The sequence below is a fragment of the Parahoeflea olei genome, from assembly GCF_001703635.1.
GTDB classification, from domain to species: Bacteria; Pseudomonadota; Alphaproteobacteria; order Rhizobiales; family Rhizobiaceae; genus Hoeflea; species Hoeflea olei.
The window spans coordinates 86321-100322 of record NZ_LQZT01000004.1 but is presented as its reverse complement, the minus strand read 5'-3'; the positions used below and the strand labels follow the sequence as shown (position 1 = coordinate 100322).

18 protein-coding genes are annotated in these 14002 nt (G+C 65.5%); 4 read left to right on the top strand and 14 right to left on the bottom strand.

Annotation, left to right across the window (positions count from 1 at the left end):
• Positions 1-230 precede the first annotated feature (230 nt).
• The gene (locus tag AWJ14_RS05155) at positions 231-1271 is read left to right on the top strand and encodes a Gfo/Idh/MocA family protein (RefSeq protein WP_066175818.1); all 1041 of its coding nucleotides are present in this window, start codon (positions 231-233) and stop codon (positions 1269-1271) included.
• Here AWJ14_RS05155 and AWJ14_RS05150 read toward each other — a convergent pair.
• The 4 genes from AWJ14_RS05150 to grxD all read right to left on the bottom strand — a co-directional run bounded on the left by AWJ14_RS05150 (position 1268) and on the right by grxD (position 3916).
• Complete coding sequence (locus AWJ14_RS05150; protein ID WP_139112536.1) at positions 1268-2287, bottom strand: hypothetical protein; 1020 nt, start codon at positions 2285-2287, stop codon at positions 1268-1270. The genes AWJ14_RS05155 and AWJ14_RS05150 overlap by 4 nt on opposite strands.
• Positions 2288-2298: 11 nt before the next feature.
• Positions 2299-3012 (bottom strand): TIGR02453 family protein, encoded by a 714-nt coding sequence (locus AWJ14_RS05145; RefSeq protein WP_066175812.1) that lies wholly within the window; start codon positions 3010-3012, stop codon positions 2299-2301.
• The gene (locus tag AWJ14_RS05140; protein WP_066175811.1) at positions 3009-3491 is read right to left on the bottom strand and encodes a YtoQ family protein; all 483 of its coding nucleotides are present in this window, start codon (positions 3489-3491) and stop codon (positions 3009-3011) included. Before AWJ14_RS05140 ends, AWJ14_RS05145 begins: the two co-directional genes overlap by 4 nt.
• Before the next feature lie 92 nt (positions 3492-3583).
• On the bottom strand, positions 3584-3916 hold the full coding sequence (grxD, locus tag AWJ14_RS05135) for a Grx4 family monothiol glutaredoxin (protein WP_066175808.1): 333 nt from the start codon (positions 3914-3916) through the stop codon (positions 3584-3586).
• A 106-nt stretch (positions 3917-4022) separates the two neighbouring features.
• Here grxD and AWJ14_RS05130 point away from each other — a divergent pair, with 106 nt between their 5' ends.
• Positions 4023-4853 (top strand): phosphodiester glycosidase family protein, encoded by an 831-nt coding sequence (locus AWJ14_RS05130; protein ID WP_245304136.1) that lies wholly within the window; start codon positions 4023-4025, stop codon positions 4851-4853.
• 54 nt (positions 4854-4907) lie between these two features.
• Here AWJ14_RS05130 and AWJ14_RS05125 read toward each other — a convergent pair whose 3' ends face one another.
• The 7 genes from AWJ14_RS05125 to purC all read right to left on the bottom strand — a co-directional run bounded on the left by AWJ14_RS05125 (position 4908) and on the right by purC (position 10146).
• Positions 4908-5201, bottom strand: coding sequence for a hypothetical protein (locus AWJ14_RS05125; protein WP_066175802.1), 294 nt, complete (start codon positions 5199-5201; stop codon positions 4908-4910).
• A gap of 9 nt (positions 5202-5210) precedes the next feature.
• On the bottom strand, positions 5211-5444 hold the full coding sequence (locus tag AWJ14_RS05120; protein ID WP_066175798.1) for a BolA/IbaG family iron-sulfur metabolism protein: 234 nt from the start codon (positions 5442-5444) through the stop codon (positions 5211-5213).
• Positions 5445-5465: 21 nt separating this feature from the next.
• Positions 5466-7697, bottom strand: coding sequence for a phosphoribosylformylglycinamidine synthase subunit PurL (purL, locus tag AWJ14_RS05115; protein WP_066175796.1), 2232 nt, complete (start codon positions 7695-7697; stop codon positions 5466-5468).
• Positions 7698-7844: 147 nt separating this feature from the next.
• Positions 7845-8222 (bottom strand): hypothetical protein, encoded by a 378-nt coding sequence (locus AWJ14_RS05110; protein ID WP_066175792.1) that lies wholly within the window; start codon positions 8220-8222, stop codon positions 7845-7847.
• A 219-nt stretch (positions 8223-8441) separates the two neighbouring features.
• Positions 8442-9116, bottom strand: coding sequence for a phosphoribosylformylglycinamidine synthase subunit PurQ (purQ, locus tag AWJ14_RS05105; RefSeq protein WP_066175790.1), 675 nt, complete (start codon positions 9114-9116; stop codon positions 8442-8444).
• A 3-nt stretch (positions 9117-9119) separates the two neighbouring features.
• Positions 9120-9362, bottom strand: coding sequence for a phosphoribosylformylglycinamidine synthase subunit PurS (gene purS / locus AWJ14_RS05100; protein WP_066175787.1), 243 nt, complete (start codon positions 9360-9362; stop codon positions 9120-9122).
• A gap of 19 nt (positions 9363-9381) precedes the next feature.
• Positions 9382-10146, bottom strand: a complete 765-nt coding sequence (gene purC / locus AWJ14_RS05095) for a phosphoribosylaminoimidazolesuccinocarboxamide synthase (protein ID WP_066175784.1) — start codon at positions 10144-10146, stop codon at positions 9382-9384.
• Positions 10147-10370: 224 nt separating this feature from the next.
• Between purC and AWJ14_RS05090 the strand changes: the two genes are divergently transcribed.
• Entirely contained in the window at positions 10371-10691 is a 321-nt protein-coding gene (locus AWJ14_RS05090) for a DUF1476 domain-containing protein (RefSeq protein ID WP_066175781.1), read from the top strand.
• A 136-nt stretch (positions 10692-10827) separates the two neighbouring features.
• A complete protein-coding gene (locus tag AWJ14_RS05085) occupies positions 10828-11589 on the top strand; it encodes an HpcH/HpaI aldolase family protein (protein WP_066175778.1) in 762 nt (253 codons plus the stop codon).
• Between the two features lie 36 nt (positions 11590-11625).
• Here the strand turns inward: AWJ14_RS05085 and AWJ14_RS05080 are convergent, their stop codons facing one another.
• From AWJ14_RS05080 to purB, 3 genes are all read right to left on the bottom strand, one after another.
• The gene (locus tag AWJ14_RS05080; protein WP_066175777.1) at positions 11626-12180 is read right to left on the bottom strand and encodes an RBBP9/YdeN family alpha/beta hydrolase; all 555 of its coding nucleotides are present in this window, start codon (positions 12178-12180) and stop codon (positions 11626-11628) included.
• A gap of 81 nt (positions 12181-12261) precedes the next feature.
• Complete coding sequence (locus AWJ14_RS05075) at positions 12262-12495, bottom strand: hypothetical protein (protein ID WP_139112535.1); 234 nt, start codon at positions 12493-12495, stop codon at positions 12262-12264.
• A gap of 160 nt (positions 12496-12655) precedes the next feature.
• The gene (purB, locus tag AWJ14_RS05070) at positions 12656-13978 is read right to left on the bottom strand and encodes an adenylosuccinate lyase (RefSeq protein WP_066175771.1); all 1323 of its coding nucleotides are present in this window, start codon (positions 13976-13978) and stop codon (positions 12656-12658) included.
• Between the last annotated feature and the right edge of the window lie 24 nt (positions 13979-14002).

Below are 14002 nucleotides of genomic sequence, written 5' to 3'. Positions count from 1 at the left end.
CTTCAAGGCGCCATGCCTGGACCATTGCGGTCTGGGGAGTAAGGAGCCGGCTGAAATGCGCACCACCAGAGGCTTTCATAGACCCGGAGGCAGGATCGGGCAAGACGGGGAAAGGTGCGCGAAAGCTGACATCTGCGTGATCGGGGCATACAAAATCCTGTGCGCGGCATGCGGGAAATGGTTTCATGCCGGGGTGGCGCGGGCGGGCGCGAACGCGGAGGAGACAGGTGATGAACGACATCAGACCGGTGCGTCTGGCCCTGATCGGGCTCGGCATGGCGACCAGGCCGCATCTGGCCGCGCTCGGGCTGCCGCTCGACGGGGTGGAGCTGTCCGGGGTCATGAGCCGCAGCCGCGCGACCGCCGACGCCGTGGCGGGACCGGCCGGCCTGCGCCGTTACGACGGGATCGGGGAGATCTGCGCGGATGCATCGATCGACGGCGTGATCCTCGCCACGCCGCCGGACCAGCGGCTGGACCTCGTCGAGGCGCTCGCGCGGGCGGGCAAGCCCATTCTCATGGAGAAGCCGGTCGAGCGCACCTATGCCGCGGCACGGCAACTGGTGGAGATCTGCGACCGCGCGGGCGTTCATCTCGGCATCGTGTTGCAGCACCGGTTCCGGCCCGACATGCAGCGGCTGCGCGAGCTGCTCGACGCCAGCGTGCTGGGCGAGATCGTCGCCGTGCGCGTCGACCTGCCGTGGTGGCGCGACCAGGCCTATTACGACCAGCCTGGGCGCGGCAGCCATGACCGCGATGGCGGCGGTGTGCTGATCACCCAGGCGATCCATATCCTGGACCTGATGCTGAGCCTGGTCGGGCCGGCAGAAAGCGTGCAGGCGTTTTTCGCGACCACGCGGCTGCATGCGATGGAGGCCGAGGATTTCGTTGCGGCGGGCATCCGCTTCCGCTCCGGGGCGGTGGGATCCGTAACCGCGACGACGGCGGCCTTTCCCGGCGGCGCCGAAACCATCGCGATCGACGGCACGTTGGGGTCGGCGAAACTCTGCGGCGGGGAACTCGTGGTCACCTGGCATGACGGGCGGCGTGACACCTTCTGCGCGCCCTCGGGCACGGGCGGCGGCGCGGATCCGATGGCGTTTCCCTGTGACTGGCATGCCGCGTTGATCACGGATTTCGCCGACGCGGTGCGCCGCGGCCGGCCGCCGCGCGTGACCGGCCGCGATGCGCTTCACGTGCATGCGTTGATCGACGCCATGACCCGGTCGGCGCGCGAGGGCCGGATCGTCGCCGTGCCGCCGGTCGGCTAGCGGCTTTCGTAGACCAGCGGGAACTCGGCAGGCTCGGTCGCCACCCCGTCGCAGACGGCTTTGGCGCGAAACTCGCGGAGTTCGAATTCGACCACTTCGCCAGGGGCGGCCACGAGCTGGTGCCGTGCATAGGTGCCGCAATCGCCGCCGCTGTCCAGAGAAGCCGATTCCACGGTTGCCGATTGAGGCGTGACCACGGCATCGACGATCTCGATCATGTCCGCCTCCGTCGATCCCGGTTCGCGCGGAAAGGACAAGACCTGGGCGACATCGGGCGCGGAGGCGTAGCTCGCCACGAACACGCTGGAGGCGCTGCTGGCGAAGAGATTGCAGGGCACCTGCCAGAGCGTGATGTCGTCGGAGACCGGGTAGGCCGAGGAATAGCCGGCCGTGCTCTGGGGATCGCAGAGCGAACCGTATTCGGCGACGGCCTTCATCACCGCGGCGGGGATCTGGTCCAGTCCGTCCAACTGGCGCTCGGCGCCGAGCGTGAGGCCCAAGCCGTCACCGGCGCTGTCCCCGTCCGCGGACTCCATGCCGGCCGGGCAGCCATTGAGGCCCTTGACGCGCACCGCGAAGGGAAATTTGTCGCTCTCGAGAAAGGTGAGGCGCCCGCTCGACACCTCGATACCGCGATCGGAGCGGGCCTGCTCGAAGATTTCCATCATCACGGTCAGACTGCCGTCCTGGCCGCGGTAGAGGCGGAAGGGTTCCAGCATGCCGGTTTCCGCGGAGCCGATGTCGACAGGAGAGACATCGGTCACCTCGTCGCCGATCTTGACCCAGGCGGGCAGAGCCTCGCCATCCGGAATTGGCGCGAAAAAGACATAGGCGTAGCGGTCCTCGGTGGGATCGCGGTCCTGTTGCCAGAAGGCGAGCCGACACCCCTCCCAGCCGTCGGTGACGTCGTCGCCGAACAGTTTCAGGTCGATGTCGTTGGCGTCGGCTGCGTGCGAGGTGGCCGGCAAAAAGGCCAGGATACCGGCCATCAGTCCCGTCATCAGTCGTTTCGGCATGGTGCACCCTTTCAGCGGCTTGCTTCATCCCGGGCGGCGCGGACCGGATCGATCGCCCGCCAGCCGAACCCGAGGAATGGCTGGGCTGCCCGTGCCAGTTCGACGAGATCGTCGAGCAGCAACCTATCCCTAAGCCGGTCGGGTGAAAAGCGCCGCGACAGCGTCAGGTGCCGGAGTTTGACGAGATCGAGGGTCCCGGGGTCTGTCACGTGTTCGAAACCGCGCGGTGTGCGCTTGAGCGCGTCTTCGCGGTCGAAGCTGAAGCCGAGTGCAACGAGCGGCGCGACGGCTGCCGCGAACTGCTGCGGGCGGGCGACGATGGCCTCGCGGAACGCCCGCAGTTCGTCGGCTTCCATGGCGTAGAAGCCAGTCGATAGGAAGCTGTCGTCGGGCGAGACGTGGACATAGAGCAGGCCCTGGTCCTTCTTGGTGCCCGAGCGGGTGATGACCGCGCTCACATGGGTGTTGTCGGGATGTTTTTCCTTGGTGAAGCGGACATCGCGGTTGATGCGGAAGGTCGAGGTTTTCGGCGAACAGGTGAGCGGGATCTTCTCGCGGGCGAGACGTTCGGCGAGATCGTCGAGCAACCGGGCGCGCGGCGCGTTCAAATGTTCCTCGAACAGATCCCTGTTGTCCTGAAACCACTCGCGGCTCTGGTGGAAGCCGAGTGCCTTGAGAAAGGGCAGGGCCTTGTCGCCGAAGCCCGAATAGGACGGCGTCGTCATCGGGCGGCGTCCTTGCCATCGGTGTAACCCTCGAGCGCGCCGTCGATGACATAGCGCAGGATGGCGACCACCTGCTCCGGGGTCTTGGCGACGGCGAGCGCTGCCGCATCGACCTCCTTGAGCGCGTGGGCGTGCTCGTCCTGGTGCATGACGATCAGTGGCTTGCCGAGCGCTGCCGCGTAGCCCGCGTCGAAAGCTGCATTCCACTGCTTGTATTTCTCGCCGAAGCGGACGACCACGATGTCGGCCTTGCCGATCAGGGTGCGGGTGCGGATGGCGTTGACCTGCGCGCCCTTGTGGTCGTGCCAGAATTTTTCGGCTTCCGCGCCGAGGATCGCGACGCCGGCGTCGTCCGAGGCTTCGTGATGCGTGACCGGTGCGGTGAAGCGCACGGCGAGGCCCGCCTCCGCGGCGCCGGATTCGATCCGTTCGCGCCAGTCGGTGTGGATTTCGCCCGACAGGTAGATGGTCCAGGTCATGAAGAGACTCCCGTCAGTGATGGCAATTGCCGTTTCCTGAAACGAAAAGAGGCGGAAAATCCGCCTCTTGCCGTCTGTTTTTCAAGTGAGCATCAGGCTGCCTTGACGGGCACCCCGGCCTGGGCCATGTGCTGCTGCAGTTCTTCGGACTGGAACATCTCGCGGACGATGTCGCAGCCGCCGATGAACTCGCCCTTGACGTAGAGCTGCGGGATGGTCGGCCAGTTCGAGTATTCCTTGATGCCGTTGCGGAGATCGTCGTCGGCGAGCACGTTGATGCCCTTGTAGGGCACGCCGAGGTAATCGAGGATCTGCACGACCTGGCCCGAAAAGCCGCACTGCGGGAACTGGGGAGTGCCCTTCATGAACAGGACCACGTCATTGCTTTTGACTTCGTTGTCGATGAATTCGTTGATGCCTGACATCGTTGTATCCTTTCAAAACGTGTGGCCACGATATTTCTTTGCCTTCAGATAACGCGGCCGGCATGACAACACAAGAAGCAGCCCCTTTTAACCGGAGACTATGTCGATGCGTCGCACCGTCATCTTTTGGATCGCGCTCATCGTGGTGGCGGCGGCGACAGCACTTCTGGCATGGCACGGGCCGCGCCGCGATCGTGCCACCGGCACTGGGGAGGCACCGCCGATGACGGCAGCGGTCCGCCCCGACATCTGTTCCGAAACGACCTTCGAGGGCGCGCGCGCGATCCTGTGCGTGGTCGATCCGGCCGATCATGCAACGAGGCTCGTCTACCGCGGCGAGAGCGGCAAGCCCCATGGGCGGGTCCGCTCCGCCGTGGCCGCGCTCGCGGCCGAGGGCAGGACACCGGTGCTCGCCATGAATGCCGGGATGTATCACGCCGACATGACGCCGGTCGGGCTCTATGTCGAGGACGGGGTGGAACTGTCGCCGCTCAACACCGGTGGCGGGTTCGGCAATTTCTACCTCAAGCCCAACGGCGTGTTCTTCTTGCGCGCCGATGGATCGGCAGGGGTGATGGAGACGGAGGCCTACCGCGAGGCGGGGATCGCGCCTGCCTTTGCCACCCAGTCCGGGCCGATGCTGGTGATCGGCGGCGAGATCCATCCGCGCATCCTTCCCGACGGCACGACCCGGTATATCCGCAACGGTGTGGGCGTGCGGGCAGACGGCAAGCTGGTGTTCGCGATCACGCGCGACCCGGTGAGCTTCGGGGCGTTCGCGCGGCTGTTCCGGGACGTGGCGCAGTGCCCCGACGCGCTCTTTTTCGACGGCAGCGTTTCAAGCCTCGCCTGGGGCACGGACATGGAAATCGACCCGGGCGAGCCGGCCGGTCCGATCGTGGCGGTGTTCGAAAAACCCAGCTCGCCCGAAAGCTGAAGCCGTCGTTCCAAATGCCGACCACAGCAGCAGATTCCCGCCGTGGGTCTGCCGTCAGGCTGGCGTCCGGGGCTTGCGTGGAGTCCGGGCACGGGTGGCCTTGGCGCGTCGCGTGGCTCGTGTCGCCAGCTTGCGGGTCCTGGTCCGCTTGCTGGCGGTCTGGGTTCCAGACAGAACCTCCGTCAGCGCCTTTTCAAGCGTGGTCTTGACCGATTTCTTGCGCCGGGCCGCCTGTTTCTTGCGGCTTGTGCTGGTGCGCGGCGTGCGCCGCTTCGTGGTCTTTTGGGTCAGGCCATCGACCACGCCTTCCATGACCTGTGAGACGAGATCTTCGAGAAATCCGGCCATGGGGTGAGCCTATTCGGGAATGCTCGTCTGCAGCGCGAGCGCATGCAGCGGGCCGCCCATATTGCCTTGCAGTGCCTGGTAGACCATCTGGTGCTGCTGCACGCGGGACTTGCCCCGAAAACTCTCGGCGACCACTTCGGCCGCGTAGTGATCGCCGTCGCCGGCCAGGTCGCGGATCGTGACCTGGGCGTCGGGAATCGCAGCCTTGATCATCTTCTCAATGTCATTCGCACTCATCGGCATCGGGCAGGGCTCCTGATCGGGCTATTCGGCGGCAAGTGCCGCCGGGGTGTCCATGAAGGAAGGGAACCACGATTCATGGGCGTTGCGCAATGCGCCAAGCGGCACGGACAGAATCCCCTCGATGTGCAGGCTGCTGCCTGCCACCGTGCCGAGCTTGCGGAACGGCACGCCCGCGCCCTCGGCGCTGGCTGTGACATAGGCCGCGAGATCGGCTGGCACGGTGATCACATAGCGTGCTTGGTCCTCGCCGAACAGCAGCGCATGCGCCGGCCCCTGGCAGTCCGACAGGTCGAGTTTCAGGCCGAGATCCGACGCCATCGCCATTTCGGCAAGCGCGATCGCCAGCCCGCCCGACGAGATGTCGTGGCAGGAAGTGACGAGATCGTTGCGGATCGCCGAGCGGATGAAATCGCCGTTGCGGCGTTCGACCATCAGGTCGACCGGGGGCGGCGCGCCTTCCGCACGCTGGAGGCAATCGCGCATCCAGGCCGACTGGCCGAGATGGCTGCCGTCGCCGCCGATCAGGATCACGGCGTCGCCCGCCTTGGCGCCGCCGATGCGGGCCATGTGGCCCCAGTCCGGGATCAGCCCGACGCCGCCGATGGTGGGGGTGGGCAGGATCGCCTCGCCATTGGTCTCGTTGTAGAGCGAGACATTGCCCGACACGATCGGGAAATCCAGCGCGCGGCAGGCTTCGCCGATGCCCTGGATCGCCATCACCAGCTGACCCATGATCTCGGGCCGCTCGGGATTGCCGAAATTGAGATTGTCGGTGGCGGCGAGCGGCTCGGCGCCGGTGGCGGTGAGGTTGCGCCAGCATTCGGCCACCGCCTGCTTGCCGCCTTCGAACGGGTTGGCCTCGACATAGCGCGGCGTCACGTCCGAGGAGAAGGCCAGCGCCTTGGTGGCGTGTCCGTCGACGCGCACCACGCCGGCGTCGCCGCCCGGGATCTGCAGCGAATTGCCCTGGATCAGGGTGTCGTACTGTTCCCAGACCCAGCGCCGCGAAGCATTGTTGGGGGAGCCCAGAAGATCGAGCAGCGCCTGGGCGTAATCGTCCGGCTCCTCGACATCGGATGTGGCGAGCGGCGACAGGCCGCCGAGCTCGCGCCATTCGCGGTCATATTCGGGGGCTTCGTCGCCCAGCTCCTTGATCGGCAGGTTGGCGACTTCCTCGCCCTGGTGCAGCACCCGGAAGCGCAGGTCGTCGGTGGTCTTGCCGACGATCGCGAAGTCGAGGCCCCATTTGACGAAGATCGCCTTGGCGACCTCTTCCTTGGAGGGTTCGAGCACCATGAGCATGCGCTCCTGGCTTTCGGACAGCATCATCTCGTAGGCGCTCATGCGCTCTTCGCGCACCGGCACCTTGTCGAGATCGAGCTCGATGCCGAGATCGCCCTTGGCGCCCATCTCGACGGCCGAGCAGGTCAGGCCTGCCGCGCCCATGTCCTGGATGGCGATCACCGCGCCGGTCTGCATCAGTTCGAGGCAGGCCTCCAGCAGGCATTTTTCGGTGAACGGGTCGCCCACCTGCACGGTCGGGCGCTTTTCCTCGATCGATTCGTCGAATTCGGCCGAGGCCATGGTGGCGCCGCCAACGCCGTCACGGCCGGTCTTGGCGCCGAGATAGACCACCGGCAGGCCGACGCCCTTGGCTTCGGACAGGAAGATGCCGTCGGTCTTGGCAATGCCGGCCGCAAAGGCGTTGACCAGGCAGTTGCCGTTGTAGCGCGCGTCGAACTCGACTTCGCCGCCGACCGTCGGCACGCCGAAGGAATTGCCGTAGCCGCCGACGCCTGCCACCACGCCCGAAACCAGATGCCGGGTCTTGGGATGGTCGGGGGCGCCGAAGCGGAGCGCGTTCATCGCCGCGATCGGGCGGGCGCCCATGGTGAAGACGTCGCGCAGGATGCCGCCGACGCCGGTGGCAGCGCCCTGGTAGGGCTCGATATAGGAGGGGTGGTTGTGGCTCTCCATCTTGAAGACCACGCAATCGCCGTCGCCGATATCGACCACGCCCGCGTTCTCGCCCGGTCCCTGCAGCACCCGCGGACCGGTGGTCGGCAGGGTCTTGAGCCACTTTTTCGAGGACTTGTAGGAGCAGTGCTCGTTCCACATGGCCGAGAAGATGCCGAGTTCGGTGAAGCTCGGTTCGCGACCGATCAGGTCGAGGATGCGCTGATACTCGTCAGGCTTGAGCCCGTGGGCGGCAATCAGGTCTTCGGTGATCGGGAACGTGTTGGAAATGCTCATGGCGGCGGTCGCCCTTCTGGTCATACGCGTTGTCGAGCCTATAGCGCACTGGCGCGCCGGATGGCACCTTGAATTTCGCCTCAATCGTCGATCTGCGGGCAAATCTGTGGATTCGGCCTGTGCAGTCCGCCTGGGGACAGGATGCCGCTAGCAGCCGGCCCGGCCCGCCGCCCAGCGCGAAATGTCGGAGTTGATCCGGGTGGCGATCGGCGCGGAGGAGAGCGGCCCGTAGAACTGGGCACGGTCGGCGGAGGCGACGATCACCGCCTGCGGCAGCGATTGCGGCTTGCCGCGCGGCACCACCAGGAGCCGCGGCGTGCCTGCGGTGTCGAGTTCGGGGACGATGCCGTAGCCGGAAAACGCGCTGTCTTTCAGCCAGCAGGCATGTGCCTGGGTGTTGACGCGCTGCAGTGTGGCGACCGCGGCCGCATGCGCGCCCGAGGCCGAAGGGGGCTTGGAACTCGGGCCGCAGCCCGAGAGCGCCAGCGCCAGGGCCACGACATGCATTCGCCAAAATCGCTTCATCGCTGTCTCCCGATAGGGCCGGGCAAGGCTCCGGACCGTTCATGCCCGTGCCTTAGCACGATTCCCGATGCCGCGAAGCGGGCGCAACCGGCGGGGCGCCCCGAACCGACAAGCGTTACGACGCAAGCGAAGCGGCGTCGCCATCCGGCCGGAGACGGGTGGCGCCCCTGTCAGGCCCTTTCAGGCGCGACGGGTGAGCGGCCTGCTGCATCGATGCCCTCAGGCGTCGACGAGCCCGAGGGCCGCTTCGAACAGGGCGCGCCCGTCGGCGCCGCCATGGGCGGATTCGATCAGGTTTTCCGGGTGCGGCATCATGCCGAGCACATTGCCGGCCTCGTTGACGATGCCGGCAATGTTGTTGACCGAGCCGTTGGGGTTGGTCTCGGCGGTGTAGCGGAACGCCACCTGGCCGCCGTCCTCGATGCGCTTGAGCGTGTCGGCCTCGGCGAAATAATTGCCGTCGTGATGGGCCACCGGGCAGCGGATGATCTGGCCCTGGCTGTAGCCGCGGGTAAAGGCGGTGTCGGCGTTGGCGACCTCCAGCCGGACTTCGCGGCAGACGAATTTGAGCGAGGCGTTGCGCATCAGCGCGCCGGGTAGCAGGCCTGCTTCGAGCAGGATCTGGAAGCCGTTGCACACGCCGATCACGCGGGTGCCCCTTTCGGCCTTCTCGCGCACCGCCTGCATCACCGGCATTCGCGCGGCGATGGCGCCGCAGCGCAGGTAGTCGCCATAGGAAAAACCGCCGGGAATGACGATCAGGTCGACATCGTCATCGATGGCGGATTCGGTTTGCCAGACCGTCTGCGGCGCCTGGCCGGAGATCTTGGTCAGCGCCGCGATCATGTCGCGATCGCGGTTCAAACCGGGGAGCAGGACGACTGCGGCTTTCATGGCTCAGAGCACCTCGACCGAAAAATCCTCGATCACCGTGTTGGCGAGGAGCTTGGCGGCCATGTCCTTGAGTTCGGCTTCGGCCTTGGCGCGGTCGGACGTCTCCAGCACCACGTCGAACACCTTGCCCTGGCGGACCTGGCCGACGCCGGAAAAGCCCAAGCCTCCGAGCGCGTGCTCGATGGCCTTGCCCTGCGGGTCGAGGACGCCGTTCTTGAGCGTCACTGTCACGCGTGCCTTGATCATCTCCGGTTACTCCCCAGGCTTACTTGACGAGAACCGGTCCGGAGGGACGGTTCATCTCGTTTTCATTCATGATGCCGAGCCGGCGGGCGACTTCCTGGTAGGCTTCGACCAGGTTGCCCAGGTCGCGGCGGAAGACGTCCTTGTCGAACTTGGCCTGGGTGTTGACGTCCCACAGGCGGCAGGAATCGGGCGAGATCTCGTCGGCGACGACGATGCGCATCATGTCGCCTTCGAACAGCCGGCCGCATTCGATCTTGAAATCGACCAGCTGGATGCCGACGCCCAGGAACAGGCCGGTCAGGAAGTCGTTGACGCGGATGGCGAGCGCCATGATGTCGTCGATTTCCTGGGGGCTTGCCCAGCCGAAGGCGGTGACATGCTCTTCCGACACCATCGGGTCGTCGAGCGCGTCGGCCTTGTAGTAGAATTCGATGATCGAGCGCGGCAGCACGGTGCCTTCCTCGATGCCCAGCCGCTTGGACAGCGAGCCGGCGGCGACATTGCGCACCACCACCTCGAGCGGGATGATCTCGACTTCCTTGATCAGCTGCTCGCGCATGTTGATGCGGCGGATGAAGTGGGTGGGGATGCCGATCCGGTTCAGATGCGAGAAGATATACTCGGAAATCCGGTTGTTGAGCACGCCCTTGCCGTCAACGACATCGTGCTTCTTCTTGTTGAAGGCGGTGGCGTCGTCCTTGAAGAACTGGATCAGCGTACCGGGTTCGGGGCCTTCATAGAGGATCTTGGCCTTACCCTCATAGATACGGCGGCGACGGGTCATGTGGGGATCTCTGTCAGTTGAGCCGGCTGAAGCCGCGGCAACTCGGCTTTGGGTCGATTTTGAGCCGTGCTTTAGCCGATTGTCCGGCGTTTCACAACGCCGTTATCGGCAGTGTCCCCCGATTTGCGCGCGCAGTGCGGGTTTAGATTGCACTTTCGCCGCTCTTTTGTTTTATGGGGCCAACACCCATATGGGGTCTGTCGATTCAAAGCCGGGAGCCAACCATGAGCAGCATGAATGATCGCGAAAAGGCATTCGAAAACAAGTTTGCCCACGATGCGGAGCTGAAATTCAAGGCGGAAGCCCGCCGCAACAAGCTTTTGGGCCTGTGGGCTGCCGAACTGCTCGGCAAATCCGGCCAGGAAGCCGAAGACTATGCCAAGTCGGTGGTGATGGCCGATCTCGAGGAAGTCGGCGACGAGGACGTGTTCCGCAAGGTGCGCGGCGATTTCGATGCGGCGGGCGTCGAGCAGTCGGATCACCAGATCCGCCGCCACATGCAGGAACTGCTGGCCGTCGCGGTCGACCAGGTCCAGAACAGCTGAGTCGGGCGCGGCAGCGCTCCTGAAAAACCGCCTTCGGCTTGCCGTGGGCGGTTTTTTGTTGTCTTGAAGGAGGGCCGGGTCGCGGGGCGGGGACACAGCCGCCGCATGGGGACCCGCGACAGGGAGAGAGAGTGACATGTATTTGAAGAATTTGCTGGATCAGGACAAGATGCTGATCACCGCCTGGTCGGGTTCGGCCTCGCCGGAGATGGCGGGACTCATGGCCGCGTGCCCGTTCGATACCGTGACCATCGACATGCAGCACGGCGCCCACAGCGAATCGACCGCCTTTGCCTCCGTCCGGGGCATCGTGGCGGCGAACAAGCCCGCGATCCTGCGCATTCCCGTGGGACGCAACGACCTTGCCAGCCGGGGGCTCGACATGGGCTTCGAGGCGGTGATCGCGCCGATGATCAATTCGGTGGCCGATGCGCGGGCTTTCGGTCGCGCGATGAAATACCCGCCGCTCGGCGAGCGCTCCTGGGGGCCGACCAAGGCGCTGCAGGTCTATTCCGATTTCACGCCCGCGCGCTATTTCGCCGAAGCCAATGCGCGCACGGTCTCGCTGGCGATGATCGAGACCCGGGAAGCCTTCGCCGTACTCGACGAGATCCTGGAAACCGACGGCATCGACGGGATCTTCGTCGGTCCGTCCGACCTGTCGATCTCCTGGTTCAACGGGGCGGGGGTCGATCCGCACAATGCGGAACTGCAGGACGTGATTGCCGAAATCGGCGGCAGGGCCCGCGCCGCCGGCAAGCATGCGGCGATTTTTGCGGTCGATCCCGCGGACGTGCCGCGCTTTGCGTCCATGGGCTACCGGCTGGCCGCACTTAACACCGATCCGGGCCTGATGCAGGCCGGGGCTGCGGTGATGCTGGGCAAGGCCCGGGGCTGAGCCTGAAGGCGCGCCTGGCGCGCGCCCCGCGCAGGCTCAGCGGGTGAGCCGGGCCAGGAAATGCGCGAACACCATGATGCCTTCCGGCCAGGGACCATGGCCGGATTCGGCGTTGATGTGCCCGGCTTCGCCGGCATCGACGAGCATCGCGCCCCAGGCATTGGCCATGTCGCCGGCATGGGTGAAGGAGCCGAACGGATCGTTGCGGCTTGCCACCACGATCGAGGGAAACGGCAGCGGATCTTCCGTATAGGGGCCGAAGGTCATCAGGTGACGCGGCCTGATCTTGGGATTGTCGACTTCGGGCGGCGCCACCAGAAACGCGCCGGCGATCTTGTCGCCGCATTGCGGCACGGCCTTGAGCACGGTGGCCACGCCGAGCGAATGGGCGATGACGACCACCGGCCGCTTGGCCTTTTCCACATAGTCGGCGAACCGGGCGGTCCAGTCTTCGCAGACCGGCTTGGCCCAGGCGTCCTGTTCGACGCGGCGGGCGGTGGAGAGGCGCGCCTGCCAGCGCGATTGCCAGTGGTCAGGGCCGGAATTGGTGTATCCGGGGACGATCAGGATGTCTGCTTCGGCGGCTTTCATGCGGCCGAGGTGGCGGAGTGCCGCACAAATGTCAACCGCCGAATGCCGTCAGAACCGGTGAAACCGGGTCCGGAACCGCCGTCACTGCACGGCGGACAAATGGTCTCCAGCCTGCGGCGAGGGCGTGATCACGAACGGCGCGCCGCCATTGTTGAGCCCGTTGTGGGCGAACAGGGACAGGCCGGCGATGATCAGTATGATGGCGGCCAGCGCCACCCAGAGCGCCGCGCTGGCTTCCGCCATGTCGGGGGGCTCATAGCCCCGTTCCTGGTTCTTCTGCCGCTGGGCGGTCGAGAAACTGCGAATGTCGTGCATGAAACTCTCCATCTCTCACGGATGAAGCGATCATGGCCGAGAACAGGGGCGGTAACGCGGCAGCAAATAGGCGAGAGCGAGGCGGAGCGCTCACGCTTTGTGACAGACTTGATTCAGGCGGGCCGCGGCTGTCTTCGCGACCCGCCACCCTGGAAGGATTTCAGCCGAAGACGCGATTGAAGATCGTGTCGACATGCTTGGTGTGATAGCCAAGATCGAAGCGGTCGCGGATCTCCGTTTCAGAGAGATACTTGCGAACATCTTCGTCATTGAGCAGTTCGGTCAGGAAGTCGACTTCGGAGTCACCCGAGACCTGGTAGCTGTTCCACACCTTCATGGCGTTGCGCTGCACCAGGCGATAGGCGTCCTCGCGGGAGGAGCCGGCCTGGGTGAGCGCGAGCAGGATGCGCTGGGAATGCACCAGCCCGCCGAGCCGGTTCATGTTGCCGGCCATGCGCTCGGGATAGACCACCAGCTTGTCGATCACGCCGGTCAGGCGGTGCAGCGCGAAATCGAGGGTGACGGTGGCGTCCGGCCCGATCATGCGCTCGACGGAAGAGTGCGAAATGTCGCGCTCGTGCCACAGCGCCACGTTCTCCATCGCCGGGGTGACCGCCATGCGCACCAGCCGGGCGAGGCCCGTGAGGTTTTCGGTCAGCACCGGATTGCGCTTGTGCGGCATCGCCGACGAGCCCTTCTGGCCCTTGGAGAAGAATTCTTCGGCCTCGAGCACCTCGGTGCGCTGCAGGTGCCGGATCTCGGTGGCGACCCGCTCGATCGAGGAGGCGATCACGCCCAGCGTTGCGAAGAACATGGCGTGGCGGTCGCGCGGGATCACCTGGGTCGAGACCGGCTCGGCCTCGAGCCCCAGCGCCTTGGCGACATGTTCCTCGACGCGCGGATCGATATTGGCGAAGGTGCCGACGGCGCCGGAAATGGCGCAGGTGGCAATCTCGGCGCGGGCGTTCACGAGCCGGGTGCGGCAGCGGTCGAATTCGGCATAGGCCTCTGCCATCTTCAGGCCGAAGGTTACGGGTTCGGCATGGATGCCGTGCGAGCGGCCGATGCAGACGGTGTCCTTGTGCTCGATTGCGCGGCGCTTGATGGCGGCCAGAAGCGCGTCCATGTCGGCAAGCAGAAGATCGGTGGCCTTGACCAGCTGCACCGAGAAACAGGTGTCGAGCACGTCCGACGAGGTCATGCCCTGGTGCACGAAGCGCGCGTCGGGTCCGACGATTTCGGCGAGATGCGTTAGGAAGGCGATGACGTCGTGCTTGGTCTCGCGCTCGATCTCGTCGATGCGGTCGATGTCGAAGGTGGCCGCGCCGCCCTTGTCCCAAATGGTGCGCGCCGCTTCCTTCGGGATCACGCCCAGTTCGGCGAGCGCATCGCAGGCATGCGCCTCGATCTCGAACCAGATCCGGAACTTGGATTCGGGCGACCAGACGTGGACCATTTCGGGGCGGGAGTAACGCGGGATCATGTCGGGTTCCGTCAATTGGTTGGC

What these genes read in the sequence shown, in the direction of transcription:
- AWJ14_RS05155 (WP_066175818.1), top strand. Translation starts at nt 231, where the DNA reads ATGAACGACATCAGACCGGTGCGTCTGGCCCTGATCGGGCTCGGCATG.
- AWJ14_RS05150 (WP_139112536.1), bottom strand. Translation starts at nt 2,287, where the DNA reads ATGCCGAAACGACTGATGACGGGACTGATGGCCGGTATCCTGGCCTTT.
- AWJ14_RS05145 (WP_066175812.1), bottom strand. Translation starts at nt 3,012, where the DNA reads ATGACGACGCCGTCCTATTCGGGCTTCGGCGACAAGGCCCTGCCCTTT.
- AWJ14_RS05140 (WP_066175811.1), bottom strand. Translation starts at nt 3,491, where the DNA reads ATGACCTGGACCATCTACCTGTCGGGCGAAATCCACACCGACTGGCGC.
- grxD (WP_066175808.1), bottom strand. Translation starts at nt 3,916, where the DNA reads ATGTCAGGCATCAACGAATTCATCGACAACGAAGTCAAAAGCAATGAC.
- AWJ14_RS05130 (WP_245304136.1), top strand. Translation starts at nt 4,023, where the DNA reads ATGCGTCGCACCGTCATCTTTTGGATCGCGCTCATCGTGGTGGCGGCG.
- AWJ14_RS05125 (WP_066175802.1), bottom strand. Translation starts at nt 5,201, where the DNA reads ATGGCCGGATTTCTCGAAGATCTCGTCTCACAGGTCATGGAAGGCGTG.
- AWJ14_RS05120 (WP_066175798.1), bottom strand. Translation starts at nt 5,444, where the DNA reads ATGCCGATGAGTGCGAATGACATTGAGAAGATGATCAAGGCTGCGATT.
- purL (WP_066175796.1), bottom strand. Translation starts at nt 7,697, where the DNA reads ATGAGCATTTCCAACACGTTCCCGATCACCGAAGACCTGATTGCCGCC.
- AWJ14_RS05110 (WP_066175792.1), bottom strand. Translation starts at nt 8,222, where the DNA reads ATGAAGCGATTTTGGCGAATGCATGTCGTGGCCCTGGCGCTGGCGCTC.
- purQ (WP_066175790.1), bottom strand. Translation starts at nt 9,116, where the DNA reads ATGAAAGCCGCAGTCGTCCTGCTCCCCGGTTTGAACCGCGATCGCGAC.
- purS (WP_066175787.1), bottom strand. Translation starts at nt 9,362, where the DNA reads ATGATCAAGGCACGCGTGACAGTGACGCTCAAGAACGGCGTCCTCGAC.
- purC (WP_066175784.1), bottom strand. Translation starts at nt 10,146, where the DNA reads ATGACCCGTCGCCGCCGTATCTATGAGGGTAAGGCCAAGATCCTCTAT.
- AWJ14_RS05090 (WP_066175781.1), top strand. Translation starts at nt 10,371, where the DNA reads ATGAGCAGCATGAATGATCGCGAAAAGGCATTCGAAAACAAGTTTGCC.
- AWJ14_RS05085 (WP_066175778.1), top strand. Translation starts at nt 10,828, where the DNA reads ATGTATTTGAAGAATTTGCTGGATCAGGACAAGATGCTGATCACCGCC.
- AWJ14_RS05080 (WP_066175777.1), bottom strand. Translation starts at nt 12,180, where the DNA reads ATGAAAGCCGCCGAAGCAGACATCCTGATCGTCCCCGGATACACCAAT.
- AWJ14_RS05075 (WP_139112535.1), bottom strand. Translation starts at nt 12,495, where the DNA reads ATGCACGACATTCGCAGTTTCTCGACCGCCCAGCGGCAGAAGAACCAG.
- purB (WP_066175771.1), bottom strand. Translation starts at nt 13,978, where the DNA reads ATGATCCCGCGTTACTCCCGCCCCGAAATGGTCCACGTCTGGTCGCCC.